The following is a 20,632-nucleotide window of genomic DNA, read 5'->3' as shown; positions in this document are numbered from 1 at the left end:
GACTATTTTTTAGATTTTAGCATGGGTTTCAAAAACCGTGCGGTATGAGACCCTTTCACTTTAGCGACGTCTTCTGGTGTACCTTCAGCTATAATTTCGCCACCACCATTGCCACCTTCAGGTCCAAGATCAATTACCCAATCAGCCGTTTTGACCACATCTAAATTATGCTCAATAACCACAACGGTATTACCGTGGTCTCTTAACCTATGCAGTACAGTTAATAGTTGTTGAATATCGTGGAAGTGAAGGCCTGTTGTAGGTTCATCCAAGATGTATAGTGTTTGGCCTGTATCGCGTTTAGATAGTTCTTTAGCAAGTTTTACTCGTTGTGCTTCGCCACCAGAAAGCGTTGTAGCGGCTTGACCTAGTCGTATATAAGATAGACCAACATCCATCAATGTTTGTAGTTTTCGTGCAATCACTGGCACCGGGGCAAAATATTCTCTGGCATTCTCTACCGTCATTTGCAGCACTTCATCGATAGATTTCCCCTTGTACCTTACTTCCAAGGTTTCACGGTTGTAGCGTTTGCCTTTGCAAACATCACATGGCACATATATATCAGGTAAGAAGTGCATTTCAACCTTTATAACACCATCACCTTGACAGGCTTCACATCGGCCACCGCGGACGTTAAAACTGAATCGCCCTGGTTTATAACCTCGTGAACGAGATTCTTGTGTACCAGCGAATAGTTCTCGAATTGGAGTGAAAATCCCAGTGTAAGTGGCTGGGTTTGAGCGGGGTGTTCGGCCTATTGGGCTTTGATCAATATCGATGACCTTGTCGAAGTGCTCTAGACCTTTTATTTTCTTATAAGGGGCCGGTACCGCTGTTGTTGCGCCGTTTAGCTGGGTTTGAGCAATTTTGTAAAAGGTGTCATTAATTAGAGTTGATTTTCCTGAACCCGATACGCCGGTTATACAAGTAAATAACCCTACCGGTAGAGAAAAGGTTATATCTTTTAGATTATTTCCCGTTGCACCAATTAACTCGACGGTTTTTTTTGTATTTCTAGGCGTTCTTTTTTTCGGAATACTGATCTCTTTTACACCACTTAAATATTGACCGGTGAGAGACTCAGGGCTATCAAGAATTTGTTGCATTGTTCCTTCTGCGACGACTCTACCGCCGTGAATTCCAGCCCCAGGACCGATGTCAATAACATGGTCGGCGGCGCGAATAGCTTCTTCATCATGCTCTACGACGAGTACTGTATTACCCAAATCCCGAAGATGGGTGAGTGTTTTTAGTAAGCGTTCATTGTCACGCTGGTGTAAGCCAATTGACGGCTCATCAAGTACATACATGACACCTACTAATCCTGCACCAATTTGGCTTGCGAGCCTAATCCTCTGAGCTTCACCACCGGAAAGCGTTTCAGCGCTTCGTGATAGATTAAGGTAGTTGAGACCTACATTGACCAAAAATTGCAAACGGTCATTAATCTCTTTCATTACTTTTTCAGCTATTTGCGCTTTCTGCCCAGATAAAGAAAGGCTTTCAAAAAACGTTATTGCATCACCGATGCTCATTTCAACGATATCGGGTAATGGGGTATCCTCAAGAAAAACATTTCTGGCTTCAGTTCTCAAACGAGTGCCATCACAACTAGTACAAGACTTTGTAGAGATATATTTGGTTAAATCTTCTCTAACAGTATTGGATTCGGTTTCTCGATAACGTCTTTCTAATGTATTAAGTATCCCTTCAAATGGATGTCGCTTAACGCGGATATCTCCACGATCATTGATATATTTGAATTCGACTTCTGTTTTGCCTGACCCTTTTAAAATAGTATCCTGAATTTTTTTAGATAAAGATTTAAATGGAGAAAATAGGTCAAAGTTGTAGTGATCGGCTAAGGATGTCAACATTTGAAAGTAATAATAATTTTTTTGATCCCAGCCCTTAATCGCACCTTCTGCGATACTTAGATTATCGTCAAGGATGACTCGGCTTGGATCAAAGTATTGTTGTACACCTAATCCATCACATGTTGCACAAGCACCTGCTGGATTATTGAATGAGAATAATCTCGGTTCTAGTTCCTGCATGCTGTATCCACAATGTGGGCAGGCAAAGTTCGCAGAAAAAATAATGTCGTCTTTCTTTTGGTCATCCATCCAACACACGGCGGCAATACCACCCGACAGCTCTAATGAAGTTTCGAATGATTCTGCAAGTCTTTGATGGAGGTCGTCTCTTACTTTAAATCTATCGACAACAACCTCTATAGTGTGTTTTTTATGGAGTTCTAATGTTGGTGGATCGGTTAGATCACAAGTTTCCCCATCAATGCGCGCGCGAATGAAACCTTGAGCCGCTAGGTTTTCTAGCGTTTTGGTATGCTCACCTTTACGCTCTTTAACAATAGGCGCAAGTAACATCATTTTAGAGCCTTCGGGAAGCTCTAATACTTTATCAACCATTTGACTAACCGTTTGAGCGGTCAGTGGTGCTTTGTGTATGGGGCAGCGAGGCTCTCCAACGCGTGCGTACAGTAGTCTGAGGTAATCGTATACTTCAGTAATGGTCCCAACGGTAGAACGAGGGTTATGTGAGGTCGATTTTTGTTCTATAGATATCGCAGGAGAAAGTCCTTCAATATGGTCTACATCTGGTTTTTCCATTAAGGATAGAAATTGTCTAGCGTAGGCGGATAATGATTCTACATATCGTCGCTGGCCTTCTGCGTAGAGGGTGTCAAATGCTAGTGATGATTTACCCGACCCTGACAAACCCGTAATAACGGTAAGTTTATCGCGGGGAATGGTTAAATTAATATTCTTTAGATTGTGGGTTCTAGCGCCTCGAATTTCTATCGTATCCATTTTTCTGCTCACTTTACTTGCTATCGCTCAAGTATCGCACAGTCAAATTTATCTGCAAGAAATACTGTATAAAAAAACAGTTAATATCCTACGCACAAAAAGTGCTGCGAAATAGCAGCACGTTTGCAATAAGAAAAGAGTATTTACATGTTTTTTTCAGTGGTTCGCTTATCCAACTCAACCTTTTGTTCATCTTTTTTGTAAAGGTTTTGATAGCAATAGTTAGTCGCTTCTATGTAGCCTTCAACGCTGCCACAGTCAAAGCGGCGACCTTTGAATTTATAGGCCAATACGCAACCTGACTTAGCCTGTTGTAAAAGGGCATCGGTGATCTGAATCTCACCGCCTTTGCCGGGCTCTGTATTTTCAATGATGTCGAAGATATCAGGGGTTAGAATATAGCGGCCAATAATAGCTAGGTTACTTGGTTCCGTCCCTGGTTCAGGTTTTTCGACCATATCATCAACACGATAAATATCGTCTTTAATCATTTCTCCAGAGATAACACCATATTTGTGAATATCTTCTTTTGGTATTTCTTGTACAGCAACAATGGAGCAACGAAACTGCTTATAAAGCGCAACCATTTGAGTGAGTACACCATTGCCTTCTTCGTTTACACATAAGTCATCGGCTAGTACAACCGCAAAAGGGGCATCGCCAATCAGCTCTTTACCAGTAAGAATAGCATGACCTAAGCCTTTCATTTCTCGCTGTCGTATATAGGTAAAATGAGCAGAATCCATAATTCTACGAATATCATCAAGCAACTCTTCTTTATTGGTGCCGTTAATTTGATGTTCCAGCTCATAATTTTTGTCGAAGTGATCGATAAGCGTATTCTTTCCACGACCAGTGACAACGCACATACCAGTGAGGCCAGCTTCAATCGCCTCATCGACACCGTATTCGATGAGTGGCTTATTTACGACAGGCATCATCTCTTTAGGCATGGACTTCGTTGCTGGGAGAAAGCGGGTGCCATAGCCAGCAGCCGGAAATAGACATTTTTTGATCATAGATAAATCCTATACAGAACGATTCTTAATTATTATCGTTGGTAGAATATCACAGCGATATGAAAAATCTGTATATTTGGTTCAAACAACTAAAAACTTTAGATCACGGTAAATATTTGTGAGCCCATGCGATTGCTTCAGTCCTCTTGGATACGCTTATTTTTTTGAAAATTTTATACAGGTGAGATTTAACAGTATGCTCACTGACAAAAAGCTCGTCGGCTAGCTTACTATTTGATAACCCAAGGCGAAGGCGTTCTAATACCTGTACCTCTCTTTGGGTTAAATCAATGCTATAGGGTTCGCTAAAGCGAAGAATCAGCGATTGGTAATACTCGATCAATTGATAGGATATATTTTCGGGAAGTGAACTTTTGCCCTTAAGTAACCCATTTATGCTGCCGAAGACCTCCTCGTCAGTAATGTTTACATAGAAATATCCTCTTAATCGACCCAGTTTGACCAGCTCTGAAGTGGCAATTTTCTTAGGGGCATCATAAATCACAGTGAAACAATATTTGTTGCTTTCGGTCAGTGTCTCTATTTGCTTATAAACGTCTATCGCTGTTTTGAAATCAATGAAATATAAGAAAGTGCCATCTAGATAAATAGCGTTTTCGATTGCTGATGCCGATATTTCGTTATAGTCATTATAGTGGTTGTTTTTTAACAACTTGTTGAGTCGGATTGAATAGTAAGAGTTATTTTCAATGTGTACGACGTTCATTTTATCCTTCATCGCACTTCCCTCTGCAATTGGAAATGTTCTTCCACCTTAGCTTGGCGGATTTTAAATTGTCATTGACTATCTCAGTGAATTAAATAAATCTGCGTATAATGTTGATTTTAAAAGGTGAATATGACCTATGTGTTTCATCAACTTGGGTACCCGCTCGAAAAATAATCAGAAGTTTATATGTGCAGATGGTTCTTTAATTCATACTAAGTTCTGGCTTTGAGAGACAAGAAAGGTTGAGACTATCAAAGTTCATGGTATTCTTGTCGCCTTATATTTTTAATAAAACATGTATACGGAGCAGATCATGGCGAGCCGTGGAATTAATAAGGTTATTTTGGTTGGCAACTTAGGTGGCGATCCAGAAGTTCGATATATGCCAAGCGGCGGTGCAGTGGCGAATATTACTATTGCTACTTCAGAAAGCTGGCGTGACAAGGCGACTGGAGAGCAGCGCGAAAAAACAGAATGGCACAAAGTTGCTTTATTCGGAAAATTGGCAGAAGTTGCAGGCGAGTATCTACGTAAAGGCTCTCAAGTTTACATTGAAGGTCAATTGCAGACTCGTAAGTGGCAAGACCAAAGCGGTCAAGATCGTTATACAACAGAAGTGGTAGTTCAAGGCTTCAATGGTGTAATGCAGATGCTTGGTGGTCGCCAAGGTCAAGGTGGTGCTCAAGCATCAGGAGGACAAGGCCAACAATCTCAACAAGGTGGATGGGGGCAACCTCAACAATCTGTTCAGCAAGCACAAGCACCGCAACAACAAGCGGCACCACAACGTGCGCCTCAACAGGCCGCTCAGCAAGCACCTCAACAGGCACAACCGCAATATAATGAACCACCTATGGACTTTGATGACGATATTCCTTTCTGAGGATTACCAGAGACCCAGTTTTGTTAAGTTTGATGATTTAGGTCAATAATAACAAGGGCTTCAATAAAAAGTTTACAGTTTGGTGTTGTAATTACTGTAAACTTTTTTTATGCTTGCTTTCTGGTTATGGTGTACCTTGGGTTTTTGTTAAGTTTATCATTGTTTGGAGGTGTGACTTGAGAATTGAAAGGATACAAATGGCAAGTGGTGAAATGTATTCTGTGCTGCTTGATGATAGCGGCCTTCCAATGCTGTATCCCAACTTGTTTGTGACGATAAATCACCGTAATGAGTCTGATGCCAGTAACACTTGTTACACCGTATTTGAGCACCTTCGGTATCTTTACGAGATTTGTGATTATCTTGATGTCGATATTGTTCAGCGATGTATCGCTGGCGACTTTTTATCAAAACAGGAAATGGAGTCTCTCGTTAAGTGGGCAAAGCGCACGGTGAAGACATTTCGAGAGCATGTGGCAAAGCAAAAATCAAAAAATGTCGTTTCGCTTGTACCAAAGATGAAAAAACTGGAAACAGCAAGGGCGGTCATGGTTGTCGATCATGAGGGGGATATCTCGCCATCCACTGCTTATAACCGTTTGACCACGTTTGCCGAATACATTGGTTGGCTCGAAGAAGAACTCTTCCCATCAAAAGATACAACGGCTGAGCAATTACTGAAGTCTCTTCGCCCGAAAAAATTCAGTAAGGAAGGCGAAACAGAAAATATGGATGAGAATTATAAATCTTTGACCCCTCATGAAGTCCTAAGGGTGCTGGACGTTGTTCGCCCAGACTCATCCGATAACCCATGGAAAAACGAATCACTTCGCCATCGAAACCAACTCATCATCAATATGCTGGAAGCGATAGGTTTCCGACGTGGCGAATTACTTAAAGTTCGACCAAAGGATGTTAAAAAACACCCTAAAAACGGGCGGCGCTATGTCACGATCCGCTCAAAGGTAGATTTAGATGACACCCGCTTGGATAGACCTGAAGCGAAAACTTTGGGACGGCATGTTCCCATGGATAAGCGCCTGAGTGAGATGTACGACAATTACGTAATACACCACCGAAGTAATGCCAATGGTGCCGAATTCATCCCTTATTTGTTTGTCACTCATAACCACCGCACCTCAACCAACCAAGCACTTTCTACTGCCGCTGTTAATAAAATATGCCGTGAAATATCGGAAGTCGTTGGCTTTAGAGTACATCCGCACGCATTCCGCCACTCTTGGAATGACAAGTTTAGTAAACATGCCGACAAGCGTATTGCAGAAGGCAAAGTGTCTGAAGCTAAATCCGAAAGTGACCGTCAGAAATTAATGGGCTGGTATGAAGGTTCCAAAATGGCGCAAGAGTACAGCAAGCGACATGATGACAAGCGTGCTTTTGAAGTTGGTATGGAACTGCAAGAAGAAGAAAGCACCTTAATTAACGGGGTTGTCGGTGCTTACGATGAAGATATTGACCAATAATGGAGGTAATAGGTCTGTGCCTACTCAGCATTTAGAACAACAAGGCAAGGTTACACTTGCTATTTCCCATAACGGGTTCGAATTTGATTACCATCAAAATAAGTGGGTATTGAACCGCAATATCACCATTAATCTGGATTTTTTGACGCAGTTTAAGGAGGCTGTTGCGGAAGATGTACGTGAGACATTGGTGTATTTTGCTGAAAACAGCTCTGCTCATCATACTAGTAACCTATCTAAGCAACTGAAATTGTACTTAGAGGTTAGTAAGGGCGATGACTTTTCAGAACTAGGTTTTCTCGCTCTTAAAGGGGCTTTACCTAAAAAGGATGAGTACAAGCTTTCTGTGGTGAGAGGGTTTATTCGGCAGATGCGCTATCTTGGGCTTAATGGCAACATCGACGATGCGGTCTATAAATTAACTGACCAGTGGCGCTTATCTGGCAACGAAAAAGGCGTTGCAGTTTTATCACTCGACCCTGAGACAGGCCCATTTAGTTCGACCGAGTTCGAAGCCATTGGGCTTAATGCTGCCCACAAATATGCTGAGGGGGCACTCTCCACAGAACGCTACGCCACCCTGTCATTGTTTAAGGCCACAGGGCGACGTAACGAACAAATAGCCTCACTGAAAGTCAAAGACTTCTCTCTTACCAGTAAATTCACTGGCAACCCAACCTATGTGGTTAATATACCTAGGGTTAAGCAGCGTGGCGGTCGTTTTCGTACCCAGTTCAAACCTTTTGGTTTGGTGAAATCTGTTGGGCAAGTCATCGAGCAACACATAAAAGAATCCATTGCAGATGTGGAAGCTCAGTTAGAGCGTAAGCTGACTCCTGTGGAGCAAAGTGAATTGCCGTTGTTTGTGACCAGCAATGCAATCGACACCATGAAAACCTTGTCTGGCGAAGACTTCCTTGATTTCCTTAAATCTGAACTTGCGCATATTTCAAGTTCAGCACTTAGCGGAAGGCTTGTTACCGCAACAAATCAGCTTAAAGTGGTTTCCGAGCGTACTGGTGAACTCATTCACGTTAATCCATATCGCTTTCGATACACGCTGGGCACCCGTGCTGCCATTGAAGGGGCTGGGAGACTCACCATTGCTACGCTTCTGGATCATTCAGATACCCAAAATGTAGGTGTGTATGTCGCTAATGTTCCAGAGTTCGCAATTGAAATATCTAAGATTATGAATCAGCCTTTGGCTCGTTACGCTGCCGCTTTCGCTGGAAAGCTAGTGAAGGATGAGGACGAGGCAAACGAGGAAAACGCAGGTGCGCCCCGTATTCCGTTACGGGAAAAAGATTGTGATGTTGGGTCGTGTGGAACAAGTGCCTTTTGCCAAGATTATGCCCCTATTGCATGTTATTTATGTCCAAAGTTTAGACCGTGGGCGAATGCACCACATCACCTTGTTTTGCAATGGCTAATGGAAGAACGTGAGCGATTAAAAGCAGACACCGATGGCGATATGGCAGTCGTAACTATTAATGACCGTGCAATTGTTGCGGTATGCCAAGTTATCAAGCTGTGTCAGGAGCAAAATAATGTCTAATGTTTTTACATTCACTCCTCAGCACGAGCTGGAGCATGAAAAAAACCTGCAAGAATTCATTGAGCAGTCTCGCAAGTTGCCGCCATTGAATGATAAGTACGATTACGATAGCAACTACTGGGCGGGTGTGGGGAATTTCACAAATTTTGGTGTATCCAATCAGGATCGAGATCCTGCTAATGTCTTTGATGCATCACTACTGCCGTTTGCCAAAGCATATGTTGTTTACGGTAAGAGTTCTAAAGCGGGATTAAGCGTAAAGTTTTATGCGCTGAAAGCAATAAACGTTGTATGTGTTAAACAATATGGCTTCGTAGACATTACCAAGTTAACTATTGGCGACTTCGATCAGGCTTCGCAAATTGCTAGGGAATCGATTGGTGCGGGAGCTGCATACCAGGCAGGTAGAGGACTTAATAATCTGCTGAAGTTTCTGATTGAGAATAAAATGGTGAGTCCGTTCACTTGGAAAAGTCCAATCAAGAAGCCCGCAGATAATGCAACAGGTGATGAGGCTGATGAGCATAGGCAAAAGAAAATGCCCGATGAAAATGCACTCATGGCACTCGCTAAGATATCGGCGGAAAAAACGGAAGACTTAAGTCCTCGTGATGTATTTACCACATCAACAATGACTTTGTTGTTTAGTGCGCCTGCCCGTGGCTCTGAGCCTTTGTATTTAAGTGCTGACTGCTTGCACTCAGAGGAAATGAAAGCCAATCGAGCCATGGAATTAGGGCTTGCGAAAGAAGATATTGAGCTGCTTTTGCAAAAGCAACCTAGTGACGGCAGTGACGATACACCTTCAAGGTTCAACTATGATGATGAAATCACGCTTAAGGGACTTCGTTGGTATTCAGGTAAAAGCTATGGGCATGAAAATAAATGGTTGCCTACGGTCATGATTGATTCTGTTACGACTGCGGTTGAGCGGCTTAAGGCGCAATCTGCCGATGCTCGTGCCTTTGCGAAAATGTTGGAAGAATCGCCTGACTTTCCTCGTCATCCACTTTGTCCTGATGTGCCTGAAGAACAATTATTAACAAAGAACGAAGTTGCTCTAGCGTTAGGGTTAGATTTATCCGTGTATGAAAAGGGTCAAAAACTTAATGGGGCTGTTAATCCACTCTTAAAGCGTAAGGGGATAGAGCGCAAAGACTATGTGGTGAGATTGCGAGATTTGAGCAAAATTGTTCGTAGCGAGTTGCCAAAGGGTTTTCCCTATGTGCCCTTTGCAAAAGGGGAAGGTAAGGTCAAGGTGAAGTGGTCTGATTCCTTATTTGCTGGATTTGCAAATAGGTTTTCTTCTCAAAAAGCAACCATCTATACCGAGTTAACAATACCAACGATTAACACGCTAAATGAAGACTTAGCGCCGACCAAAAAAAAGAACCGCAAAACAGGAGAGCTTCTTACTGGCACTTTTTCCATATTTCAGCGTTGGGACTTTGGCGACTTATCGCTAACGTCGCACCAGTTACGTCACATGCTGGACACCATGGCTGCGGTGAATGGCATGGACGGGGAAATGCGAGCAAAGTGGGCAATGCGTAGTGACCCGAAACACAACCGTTACTATAACCATACGACACATGAGGAGTATGGTTCTGACTTCATTGAAGATCGTGAAAATGAACTTGCAACGCAAGAACAAGCGTCTAGCACACAAATTCAAATTCAGGTTGCTACCCCTCGAACGATTCAAGAGTTAAACACGAAGGCATCCCTAACAGCCCACACGACCGAGTTTGGTATGTGTGTGACCTCGTATTTAAGTGAACCTTGCACCAAGTACAGGGATTGCGTTAACTGCAATGAGCATGTTTGTATCAAGGGTGATGATGGCAAATGTGAGCGTATACGCCAGCGGCTGGCTCGTGAGCAAAAACTCCTGAAGCAAGATAAAAAAGCGGTTGATGACGGTGTTCAGGGGGCTGAGCAATGGTATCAGCGTAGAAAACTAACGACAGAGCGCTGTGAGCAACTGCTGGAAATGATGGAAAACCCAAATATCGAAGATGGTGCCTTGATCAAGCTTGCCAATGTTGAAGATGTGACTCAACTGGATAGAGCATTGGAAGCTAATGGCAAAAAGCGCTTGCCTGAAATCGTCAATTTCAAACGTGTTCAATCTGTTTCGGTCGAAGCGCTTATCGGAAAAGCGGACGTCGAGTTACCTGAAATGGATGATAGTGTTTTTGATGACCTAGATGATTTGGATGAGCTTGATTACATGATGGAGGAAGAAGGTTAATGGCTAAGCATTTGACTGATAAAGATATATCTAACATTGTTGAAATCTTGGATGATTGGCCGACTGACTCCAAGCTTTCATGGGATAGGCTCGTTGAGGCAGTTGAACATGAACATAAGTTCAAGACAACACGGCAGACATTGCAAAAACAGGTCAGGATCAAGAGTGCGTTTCAGGAAGTAAAGGCGCTTGTATCGGGTAAGGTGCCTTCAAATAAGCCTAAGTTGCCACCAAGCCTGAAAGTAGCCGCTGAGCGATTAGAGAAGCAGCAACGAGAAATAGAGCGATTGAAGCGAGAGAATCAGCAACTATTGGAGCAGTTTCAGGTGTGGCTTTACAACGCTCACCGTTTTGGCGTAACGCCTGAACAACTATCAGAAGCTTTACCGAGCAAAGATAACCAGTAGGGGAAGTCATGGCTAAGAAAAAAGATGTATCGCAAGCTCAAGAGAGCTTGGATAAATTTGAGGCGTGGGCAGGCTCCCTTTCCGATGCTGATTTTGTGGCGATTGGTCGTGGTGCCAAGCTGAATCGAAGCGAAGTAGCTAAAGGGACTGGTATTGCTCGAAGTACGTTAAACGACAATGATCTGGTTAAAGCTGCCCTTTTGGCTTTGGAGGGGGACTTACGTAGCAAAGGTGTTCTAGCTCCTTTGGCAGAAGGTGCTAAGGAGCAGCAAGATTCTGGTGTGGAGAAGCTTTATGACCAGTCAGGTAGCGAGCTGAAGCGTTTAAAAACCGAAGTCGAGCGTCTAAAAACTAAGTGTCTGAATAAAGATGCTGAAATTGAAAGGCTCAGAAGTAAGCTAGAGCAGTACACGGAACTGTCCGAGGTGTTAAGTGGTTCAGGGGTAATGCCTAGATGAAGGACGATGCTCGCATTCTACTGCGTGTAACTTCGGCGGGACATGAAACCGAGGATTCACATGTATTCCGAGCCGTTGCCGTGAATAGTGATGGCGATAACCTTTCCGCACGCAAATACTACGTTGTTAAGGCGTCAGATGTTCTGTTGCCGATGATGCCTGCTGTTGGTCAACTCTGGAAGGTGACTGCTGAAAGCGTTACAGCGCGGACGGTTACACGGGGAGAAGCTCGACTCATAGAGGTTTTTATTAATGCTAAAAAAGCGCGTGTAATTGTCCCTGAGACGGAAAACTTATTTACACGGTACATACAATCGGATTCTGCATTCGCAGGCGTTGGTGAGCGTTTAGCTCGGCGTATTTGGCTTAAGTTCAAGAAGGAAGTATATGACCTTCTTGAAAACAAAGATGTTGAGCGCTTGAAGCATGTTAAGGGTGTGACAGAGGCGGTTGCAAATGGGCTTGTTGTGGGATGGGAACGCTATGAGAACTTAAAGCAAATTGCTTGGTTCGATAGGCATGATATTCCATCTGGTATTGCTCGCATCATTATTAAACACCATAAGGCTGATGCGGTTAAAGCCATTGAAGATGACCCTTATCGTCTTATTAGCTTTGGCCTAAAGTTTGCCGAAGTCGATAAGCTTGCGATGACTAATTTTGCCGTGCAGCCCAATGCATACGTAAGGCTTCGCGGAGCTGTCGAGCAAGCTTTGCAGGCTCGGATGACCGACGGGCACACCGTATCGAAGCATGAACACCTGAAGTCTTTGGTGGAAACACTCTTGGGTTCCAATGAGCTGGCTATCGAGGCACTTAAAGCAGGATACGAAAACACGGCTTTTATTTTGAGTGAAAAAGGCAACTACCACGCTGTTGGACAGTGGATTATGGAGCAGGTGGTTGCCAGGCGCTTGGCCAAACTTGCGATGAGAAAGGTCTGGAGTCAGCATTACGACCAAGCGTTAAGCTCTGCATTATCAAGCCTAACTTTTCCACTAACTCAAAAGCAAAATGAAGCAGTACGAAGTGCTTTGGCTCATGGCATTTCCATCATTGCAGGTGGTGCTGGTACAGGCAAAACCACCGTTTTAAATGTTATATTAAAAGCTTATCAAAGTCTTGGTACAGATATACGAGCAATGGCCTTGAGTGGTCGAGCGGCTAAGCGTATCACTGAGGCCACGGGCTTTCCTGCCCAAACTATCACTGGCTTTATTAAGAATGTTGAGCAAGAGCCTCTAGGTGATAGGACGTTAATAGTTATTGATGAAGCATCCATGATTGATTTGGCGACCATGTTTAAGTTGGTGAACTTAACTAAAGGCAGAGTAAGGTTCTTATTGGTGGGCGACCCCAAACAGCTTGCACCAATTTCGGCAGGTCTTGTGTTACATGAAGCGGTCGATGTTATTCCAACAGTAACCTTAGACGTTGTTAAGCGCCAAAAGGGAAGCACTGGCATCCCCGACTTTACAAGGTTTATTGTGGATAAGCTGGTGCCTGAAGCAGGCATGTTTAATGACAATATTGTATTTCATTCGTGCTTGACAAAGGATATCAATGAGCGGGTTACTCAGCTTTACAAACAGAAGCCAAAAGATACGCAAGTTATATCGGCCAAGTATGGTGGTAATGGTGGAATCGATGTTATTAACGAACTTTGCCAAACCGCCTGTAATCCACATGGTAAAAAGCTTCGCTTTGACTTTAATGGTACTAAAAATTACCTCGATATTCGTGAGAATGATCCGATAATCTTTGTACAAAATAATTGGGATAGAGGTGTGCAAAACGGCACACTAGGGACGCTGATGAATGTTGGTGCATCTATAGTGGAAGTCGAGGATGGTGAGATTAGCTTTGCTGATGTGCAAATCGACACGGGTGAAGTGATAGCGCTTACAATTGATTTGATTGACTCCATTCGTGCTGCCTACACCATATCACTTCATAAGGCTCAAGGGAGTCAGTTCAAGCGAGTAATTATTCCAGTTACTAACAGCAAAATGTTGGATAACTCATGGATATATACTGCGTTAACTAGAGCTGAAGTGAAGATCGAGCTAGTAGGCAACTTTAAGAGTTTTTCCAAAGCGATTGGTCGATTAAGCGAGGCTGACAAACGTGATACTTACCTCAAGGATCTTTTGCAACAGGAGTTAGCCTTGATGAACGTTGAGATTGCATAGGGGTCTTAAAATTATGGCGCTTGTCAGCGTTAAATCAAGCAAGCTTGCGAGACGATTTAATGATGGTAAGTGTCTAAAGGATTGCCGAATTCTTAGCAGTTCTTAAATAGGTTAAGAATTCTTAAATGTGTTAAGAAATGACTCGCATTTTTCAATTCAAGCGGTTTGCCGCTTTGTTAAGGGCGTATGTATTATTATTCTTACATAATTTAAGGTTTAAATTTTATAATGTGTCAGTGTCAAAAAATAAGATCAAAAGGGGTAAAAAGGACGTCATCTTGCACTAATGGATCTCAAAAAGAATTAGATTTACGTGCAGCGGAGAATACGAAAGAGTTGTGGGTTAGGTACAAGAATAAATATAAAATAACCCAAGAAGAATTCGCTACGGATCGGTTAGGTTGGAGTCAGGGTAACTTCTCTCAGTATTTAAATGGTAATACGCCGATTGGCAGAAAATCACTTTTAAAGCTCTCTGAAGCATTAGAGTGTAAGCCTAGTGACATTCGAGAGGAGTTCAGGGACGTAGATGCCGATTTTTTCAAAGAAGCTACAACAACACTACTGGGTATATTAAGTAAGCTGCAAACATCAGATGAGGATGCTGATATGGTCATGAGAATCGAGAAAACCATTGCACTTAGGCGTGTTTGAGTATTTCAACGAATTTAGTTCTTGTGATATTTTGACTTGATACATGTGGGATTTATCAGATTGGCTATATAACAAAATAAAGGGATTAATATGGATTTTTTAACGAACACGATTCTGTCAGGAATACTCTATGATGGGTTTAAGAAAGGTGTCGCAATAACAAATGATTTTTTGAAAGAGAAGCTGCAAGGCTGGCTTATTGACGATGTCTTGCTGGAGCAGTTAGCAAATAAGGTAAATGCTCTTGAACTCCAGGACTATGGTGAACATGTAATTGAGCGTAAGGTGAATGAATCACTAGAGCTACAAGAGATTTTGAAATTGATAAAGCCAGAGCAAAATACGAATATTGGTACAGTTACCCAAACTCATAGTGGATCTGGTGATAATGTCGTGAACAAAACTATAAATAATTAGTAGGTGGCGCAATGGTGACTCAGAAGCATAAAGGCCCTGGCGACAATGTTGTGAATAAATACGAAAACATTGTTCGCAGTATTCAATCTAGAGACCTCAGCAGTGTGATAGACAATATCATGCGTGATATCTGCTACAGAGAGATAGATAGAGCTTGCGAAAAGCTTGATGTTCTTAGTGAAATAAATGCTTTAGAGACTGACGTTCATCTACTTTTAAAAGCATTAAACATAAAGGTTGAATTGGTCAACGGTTCTGAGTCATTGTCAAAAAATGAACTACTAAAGCTATTAAAGCTCGAAAATCTCCCCCAAAGTGTCTGGGATGTTACTACCTCAATTTTAATTGATGTTGAATCTAGAACATTGGAGAAGCAAGCAAGAGCGCGATACGATGGTTCTGGAAGTGACAGCTTTTATGTTAAAGAGGCGTTTTACGAGCGTTTAGCGACGAAAGAAGAGATAACTGAAAATTATGAGAGTTCGACAGCTTATGACTTATCAGAGCAAGAGTTGACTGGATTAGTTCGAGGAGCAATAAGAGTACAGAATTTTGAGTTTGCTTTTGAGTTAGCTAGTCGTTTACATGAGTATTATTCTTCAACTAACTCAAAAACACTTTTACTTTATGCAGAAAGCTGCGCTCTTGTTACTAGAAATCAACATAAACACTTTATTTCATTAGGTAAGCAAGAAAAAGAAATTGCGGATAGGCTTATACTTCAGTTATTGGTTGACATAGAAGGTAAGAGCGACAAAAGACACACTGCTACTCTAATCAATCTTCTTAATCTCACCTATTATTTAGATCGTCGGCTATACGATTTAGGAAGAACACACATAGATGAAATCAGGAAACTAGATTATTTGACTGCTGACTTCATAGGGCAACTGTCGTCAACAGTGAACGTTTCCGAAACTAAATTTGATTTAGTATCTGACTCTTTGGATTTAGAGCAATTTGCTCGCTTAGACTTTGCTCTTGAGAACAAGCAAATACAAACTAAGGCAGTGACTAAGTGGGTAGATAAAGGAGGAGCGGTTCAAGCTGGTGATGATTATATCAACTCGTTTTTTGATTTGTATCTTAGGGCATCAGTATGTTCAATAGATGATAAAAAAGAAGTGCAACGGCTCGATAACAGCGCCAAAAAGTTCTTAGAACTGGATTCTGAAAAATTTGTTCGAATAAATCCGTTCGCTATCTTAAGGCTATGTGACAGATTCATAGAGCTAAATTTACCTCTTTATGCTGTTGAATATCTTAATCCCTTTTTATCTGAAGAGGCATGGGTTTCTCCAATTTTTGAATGCTATCTAAATGCTCTATTTGCCAGTGAGAAGTTTGACTTATTCTTATCTCAAGTAAAGCACCTAGAACTTAAAGATAAGACTACGCTGATTTTTTTAAGAGAAGCTCAAATTTACGAGCGTCTAGGTAATTATGAGCCGTCAATCGAATCAGCTAAAGCTGCAACTAACCTTGCACCAAACAGTCCTTATGCATGGCAATTGTTATTGTATGTTTCAAGAGTTAAAGGGGTAGATACAAACGGACTCAAGAAAATTATATTTGATATCCCTGAAAGTATTTTCTCATCATATGATGAGTCAAAAGTATCTCTAGTTAATCAAATAGCGATATACGTTGACGCGAATTTGGCTGATAGGGTGCTTGTTGATTGGTTTGTTCAAAATCCAGATAAGCTTGCAAAGCCTCTAACTGATATTCACGCAAATTGTTTACAGCATCGTATAAATGTTGCAGAGAACCCTTATTTACCAAAGAACTGTCGTGATGGAGTTGTGTATTCAGACGGATTTGAAACGTATAGGCGTATTCTTGTCAGTGATGTGGATGCGAGCCACCCTTGCCTTCTGGCAGTAGACTCACCATTGGGGCAAACTCTAGAGAATATGCAGATAGGAGAGGTATCTGGAAATATTTCACTATTGCAGCGTTATTCTCCTTATGTTGCCGCTTTTCAAGAGGCTGCTGATTTACGTCACAAGGGCAATGATGGGACAGATGCCTTCAGGAAATTTTCTCTTCCAGCTAATGAAGATGAATACATACCTTATTTTGAAAGTATTCTTAGGCAGTATTCGTTGCAAGATAAAAAAAGAGACGAAGCACTACAAAGCCCCAACTTTCCGTTAATGATGCGAGCGAAAATTACCAGCCCAAGTAATCCTATAAGAGGGGCTATCACCCATTTAACTTCAAAAAGCACTAGCCAGAATTTAGGATTGTTTAGTGAAGGAGAAGAAAAACCTCATAGAGTAATAGTTGACATTTATACTGCGGTTTATCTTTCGCTAATGGGTTTTTCCTCAATTCTCGATCGCCTAGACGTAGCTGTGATAATAGAGCAGCACACAAGGAACGTTTTAGAAGCTTGGATTGAGGATATTCTTAGGGAAGATTACATGTCAATGGGTGTATCAGATCGAGGGCTTTATCGAATTACATCTGAAGACATTCAAAGAGACTCCAAGAACTTGATCGAGGAACTTAAGGCACTACTTGAGTTCGCAACAGTAGAAGTTCTTAAACCAGCAGATACGCCTGAGATGCTGGTCAAGATACGGGAGTTTGTAGATGATACTGTATATTCGACTTTTCAGTTATCCGCAGCAAACAATATTCCACTACTTTGTATTGACCACCTAATGTGTGAATTGGTGTATCGTTCTGGATGTCCTGCTGCGAACATGAATTCCTTTGTTATGAAAATTTTAAATGTCTTATCGCTGGAAGAAAGGAAAAATAGTATTCAATTCAATTTATTTATTGGTACTCCTGTTCCAATTTTGTACAGCGATGTTATTGAGCTTAGCCGCTCATCGGAGGCATCGGATACGTACTTAGTGTTAAAGTTCATGGAAAAGTATGGAAAGACTGTTAATGCAACTGGTTCCCCATTAATGTTCTTAACGGAGATTGTGAGAAACGTAACAACGGTTGCGTATAAAGATGGAGAAATCTTAGCAGGAGGTAGAGCGCATAACCCTCTCTATGACGGATATGCTGATAGTGTATTTAATTATTGTTGTCGCTCAGCAATGTTGACGCTTGATGGTGAAACAGCGGAAGAAAAGTTCTCAACACTAATCTATAATGTGATAAATACACCTAGTCGTGTGCGAAGATATGTACAACTGATATCTTTGTTAGCGTCAGAGTTTGCTGTTGGACATTTTTTAGATTTCGATGCTTGCAATGCAACTTTAGTTGCTTGCCAAAAGGCTGACCAGCAACTTTAGAGTGCGAAAACGTTTAGGTAGACTATAATATATCTTGTATTTTTAAAGCTTAGGCGGGTTGTTCATATTGTAAAGTTTGGGCGTAAATATGCATATACTTAACAAAAAACTTTACTTTTTCACTGGTGATTATCTTGTGGGCTTTTATTTTCATTGCTTTAGTGGGTCGGTCAGTCACTTAAGGTGAGCATAACCATTTTAACGAATATCAACATTGATGTTCCAAATTGAGCCCGCTTTAGCGGGCTTTTTAATGTTAACGTAAAAGCGCTATTCCTTTTGGACCCCTTAAGCATTCGGCAAAATTTGTTACTGACTTTTGTATAAATTGAGAGCTAGATTCGAATAAATACGTAATCATGCATTCACATATCGTACAGAAAGGTTCATATTTACAAGAAGTAAGTAGAGCTAAAAGTGTAAACTGGATTCTGGGATAAAATAGTTAAAAGGATTTTTCTATTCATGCGTTATACCCCAACTCTGAAATTGAGTACAAGACTGACTGCTTTTGTCACCATTATCGTTATAGGTGCAATGTTTATTTTATTTGTTGGTGGGACACTTACATTTCGAAGTATCGGCCAAGAATATCTCAATCAACAAGTCGATGGCATCATATCTGTTATCGACAAATCACTCGTTGACGATAAAGATGTACAGAATATACAAGGTTGGATACCTCTACTTTCCCAAGCAAATAATATAATAGAATTAGAGCTTTTATCTTCTCAAGAACGTGTCTACCACTACGTCAACAATTCCACTCAAATCGATACATCTCGTCTGTACGAAAAAAGTTATTCTTTAGAAAAAAATGATGGATTTTCTATTAATATAAAGGTTTTGTCGCCCTATCTAGAACAGAGCCATTCTTTTAGCGCTTTGTCGTCGGTATCTTTGGCTATCGCCCTCGTTTTATTTTGTCTTTTTCAGGGTGTTAATTGGCTAAAAAAACAACTTAGAGGCTCTGAGTTATTGGAAGAACGAGGACGAATGATTTTAGCTGGCAGGGTGGCTCAGTATGCTAAAGGTGATCACAAAGAGTGGCCATATACAGCAAGTGAAGCTCTTGATGTACTCATTGATGAGCTTCAGGATGCACGGCAAGAACGAAGTCGGTTCGATACTTTCATTCGCACTCACACCTTTTTGGATCAATTGACGGGTGCGGCAAATAGAGTGTTGTTTGATTCTAAATTGGAATCTGCATTGCAAGAAAGTGGTGCGACGGGCGCGATTGTTCTTTTTAGGATTTACGACTGGGACAGTTTAACTGAAGGAGTGGATAAACAACGATGTGATGAGTTCATCGTTGAAGTTGGTGGCGTAATTTCAAATATTGTTCAGCGTTTCCCTGATGTCGTATTTGCACGATATTTTGAATCAGAGTTTGCCGTTTTAATTCCTCATCAAAATGGTAAAGATATTTCAGTTTTGGCTAACCAATGCGTGCGTCAATTAGAGAAAGTATCACTCATAGATTCGATGGATAACGATAATTGGTGTCATATTGGGATCACCATGTATTCAGAAGGGGAGCGACGAGGTCATATCTTGAGTGAAGTAGAAACAGCATTGAAGAGCGCTGAACTACAAAATAGTAACAATTGGAGTCGCTTTCATAAGAAGGAAGTCATTGGCGATTCGCGAGGGACAGTGAGATGGCGTACATTATTTGATAAGTCCTTCTCGAATGAACGAGTACTTATCTTTGAACAACCTTGTTATCTAATAAACCGTTCTTCATATAAAATCAAGTTGTTGCATAATGAGTTGTTTGCAAGGATAGATGACGACGGTGTTGGTATATTAAAAGCCTCTAGATTTATGTCTGCTATTGAGCAAGTGGGCTATGAATCTCATATGGATCAATTGGTTGTCAAAACTATTCTTACATTTATTAAAACAACCACTCTTGGGACATGTTATTCTATAAACTTGAACGTTCTACCATTTAAAGATCGAATGAATTTCAGATGGTTAAGGGACGAACTGCTACAATTAACGGCAGAAACAAGAAGTAAATTAAGCTTTGAATTTGTCGAAGGGCAGATAGTCAACAATTTGGATTATATGCGGCCTGTAGTTCGAATGATTTCAGGGCTAGGTTGTGAGGTGATAATAGGGCAGGCTGGGCGAACAATAACCAGTACGCATTATATTAAAGACCTAGATATCGATTATCTAAAACTGCATAGAAGTCTTGTTAAGAAAATAGAACAAAGACAAGAAAATCAATTATTTATTCGTAGCTTAATTGGCGCTTGTGAAGGAACGAAAACACAGGTCATCGCTGTTGGTGTCGAGCGTGGAAAAGAATGGAATTGTTTGGTTGAATTAGGCGTTGATGGTGGCCAAGGAAGGATGTTCCAAGCCGAAAATCAGATTATCCCCAAACCTGAAGCTCCCAAGGTACAGGTTGGCGGTAGAAATCGTTGGCGTAAGAAGTTTTAAGGAAAATGTGTAAACT

14 protein-coding genes are annotated in these 20,632 nt (G+C 41.4%); 11 read left to right on the top strand and 3 right to left on the bottom strand.

Annotated features, from left to right (window positions below; translation table 11 throughout):
- Positions 1–2: 2 nt before the first annotated feature.
- The 3 genes from uvrA to AACW90_RS07605 form a co-directional block, all read right to left on the bottom strand.
- Entirely contained in the window at positions 3–2,837 is a 2,835-nt protein-coding gene (gene uvrA / locus AACW90_RS07615; RefSeq protein ID WP_390232850.1) for an excinuclease ABC subunit UvrA, read from the bottom strand.
- A gap of 143 nt (positions 2,838–2,980) precedes the next feature.
- A complete protein-coding gene (gene galU, locus AACW90_RS07610; RefSeq protein ID WP_390232848.1) occupies positions 2,981–3,856 on the bottom strand; it encodes a UTP--glucose-1-phosphate uridylyltransferase GalU in 876 nt (291 codons plus the stop codon).
- Positions 3,857–3,959: 103 nt separating this feature from the next.
- Positions 3,960–4,595, bottom strand: coding sequence for a LuxR C-terminal-related transcriptional regulator (locus tag AACW90_RS07605; protein WP_390232846.1), 636 nt, complete (start codon positions 4,593–4,595; stop codon positions 3,960–3,962).
- 304 nt (positions 4,596–4,899) lie between these two features.
- Between AACW90_RS07605 and AACW90_RS07600 the strand changes: the two genes are divergently transcribed.
- The 11 genes from AACW90_RS07600 (at position 4,900) to csrD (ending at position 20,616) form a co-directional block, all read left to right on the top strand.
- On the top strand, positions 4,900–5,469 hold the full coding sequence (locus AACW90_RS07600; protein WP_390232844.1) for a single-stranded DNA-binding protein: 570 nt from the start codon (positions 4,900–4,902) through the stop codon (positions 5,467–5,469).
- 197 nt (positions 5,470–5,666) lie between these two features.
- The gene (locus AACW90_RS07595; protein WP_390232842.1) at positions 5,667–6,953 is read left to right on the top strand and encodes a tyrosine-type recombinase/integrase; all 1,287 of its coding nucleotides are present in this window, start codon (positions 5,667–5,669) and stop codon (positions 6,951–6,953) included.
- Positions 6,934–8,511 carry a site-specific integrase gene (locus AACW90_RS07590; RefSeq protein WP_390232840.1) on the top strand — a complete coding sequence of 526 codons (1,578 nt, stop codon included), beginning with the start codon at positions 6,934–6,936 and terminating at the stop codon, positions 8,509–8,511. The genes AACW90_RS07595 and AACW90_RS07590 overlap by 20 nt, the downstream gene beginning before the upstream one ends.
- Positions 8,504–10,765, top strand: coding sequence for an integrase (locus AACW90_RS07585; RefSeq protein WP_390232838.1), 2,262 nt, complete (start codon positions 8,504–8,506; stop codon positions 10,763–10,765). Before AACW90_RS07590 ends, AACW90_RS07585 begins: the two co-directional genes overlap by 8 nt.
- The gene (locus AACW90_RS07580) at positions 10,765–11,172 is read left to right on the top strand and encodes a hypothetical protein (protein ID WP_390232836.1); all 408 of its coding nucleotides are present in this window, start codon (positions 10,765–10,767) and stop codon (positions 11,170–11,172) included. Before AACW90_RS07585 ends, AACW90_RS07580 begins: the two co-directional genes overlap by 1 nt.
- Positions 11,173–11,180: 8 nt before the next feature.
- The gene (locus tag AACW90_RS07575) at positions 11,181–11,630 is read left to right on the top strand and encodes a VPA1267 family protein (RefSeq protein ID WP_390232834.1); all 450 of its coding nucleotides are present in this window, start codon (positions 11,181–11,183) and stop codon (positions 11,628–11,630) included.
- A complete protein-coding gene (locus tag AACW90_RS07570; protein ID WP_390232832.1) occupies positions 11,627–13,822 on the top strand; it encodes an AAA family ATPase in 2,196 nt (731 codons plus the stop codon). Before AACW90_RS07575 ends, AACW90_RS07570 begins: the two co-directional genes overlap by 4 nt.
- A gap of 228 nt (positions 13,823–14,050) precedes the next feature.
- Positions 14,051–14,476 (top strand): helix-turn-helix domain-containing protein, encoded by a 426-nt coding sequence (locus tag AACW90_RS07565; RefSeq protein WP_390232830.1) that lies wholly within the window; start codon positions 14,051–14,053, stop codon positions 14,474–14,476.
- A 90-nt stretch (positions 14,477–14,566) separates the two neighbouring features.
- A complete protein-coding gene (gene gapS6a / locus AACW90_RS07560; RefSeq protein ID WP_390232828.1) occupies positions 14,567–14,893 on the top strand; it encodes a GapS6a family protein in 327 nt (108 codons plus the stop codon).
- Positions 14,894–14,904: 11 nt separating this feature from the next.
- Positions 14,905–18,159: a GapS6b family protein gene (gapS6b, locus tag AACW90_RS07555; protein ID WP_390232826.1), complete on the top strand. Its 3,255-nt coding sequence runs from the start codon at positions 14,905–14,907 to the stop codon at positions 18,157–18,159.
- Positions 18,160–18,624: 465 nt separating this feature from the next.
- Entirely contained in the window at positions 18,625–20,616 is a 1,992-nt protein-coding gene (csrD, locus tag AACW90_RS07550; protein WP_390232824.1) for an RNase E specificity factor CsrD, read from the top strand.
- The last annotated feature ends 16 nt before the right edge of the window (positions 20,617–20,632 follow it).

Source organism: Vibrio frigidus (assembly GCF_042465995.1).
Lineage (GTDB): Bacteria > Pseudomonadota > Gammaproteobacteria > Enterobacterales > Vibrionaceae > Vibrio.
This window is presented reverse-complemented; position numbering and strand designations above follow the sequence as displayed.

What these genes read in the sequence shown, in the direction of transcription:
- uvrA (WP_390232850.1), bottom strand. Translation starts at nt 2,837, where the DNA reads ATGGATACGATAGAAATTCGAGGCGCTAGAACCCACAATCTAAAGAAT.
- galU (WP_390232848.1), bottom strand. Translation starts at nt 3,856, where the DNA reads ATGATCAAAAAATGTCTATTTCCGGCTGCTGGCTATGGCACCCGCTTT.
- AACW90_RS07605 (WP_390232846.1), bottom strand. Translation starts at nt 4,595, where the DNA reads ATGAAGGATAAAATGAACGTCGTACACATTGAAAATAACTCTTACTAT.
- AACW90_RS07600 (WP_390232844.1), top strand. Translation starts at nt 4,900, where the DNA reads ATGGCGAGCCGTGGAATTAATAAGGTTATTTTGGTTGGCAACTTAGGT.
- AACW90_RS07595 (WP_390232842.1), top strand. Translation starts at nt 5,667, where the DNA reads ATGGCAAGTGGTGAAATGTATTCTGTGCTGCTTGATGATAGCGGCCTT.
- AACW90_RS07590 (WP_390232840.1), top strand. Translation starts at nt 6,934, where the DNA reads ATGAAGATATTGACCAATAATGGAGGTAATAGGTCTGTGCCTACTCAG.
- AACW90_RS07585 (WP_390232838.1), top strand. Translation starts at nt 8,504, where the DNA reads ATGTCTAATGTTTTTACATTCACTCCTCAGCACGAGCTGGAGCATGAA.
- AACW90_RS07580 (WP_390232836.1), top strand. Translation starts at nt 10,765, where the DNA reads ATGGCTAAGCATTTGACTGATAAAGATATATCTAACATTGTTGAAATC.
- AACW90_RS07575 (WP_390232834.1), top strand. Translation starts at nt 11,181, where the DNA reads ATGGCTAAGAAAAAAGATGTATCGCAAGCTCAAGAGAGCTTGGATAAA.
- AACW90_RS07570 (WP_390232832.1), top strand. Translation starts at nt 11,627, where the DNA reads ATGAAGGACGATGCTCGCATTCTACTGCGTGTAACTTCGGCGGGACAT.
- AACW90_RS07565 (WP_390232830.1), top strand. Translation starts at nt 14,051, where the DNA reads ATGTGTCAGTGTCAAAAAATAAGATCAAAAGGGGTAAAAAGGACGTCA.
- gapS6a (WP_390232828.1), top strand. Translation starts at nt 14,567, where the DNA reads ATGGATTTTTTAACGAACACGATTCTGTCAGGAATACTCTATGATGGG.
- gapS6b (WP_390232826.1), top strand. Translation starts at nt 14,905, where the DNA reads ATGGTGACTCAGAAGCATAAAGGCCCTGGCGACAATGTTGTGAATAAA.
- csrD (WP_390232824.1), top strand. Translation starts at nt 18,625, where the DNA reads ATGCGTTATACCCCAACTCTGAAATTGAGTACAAGACTGACTGCTTTT.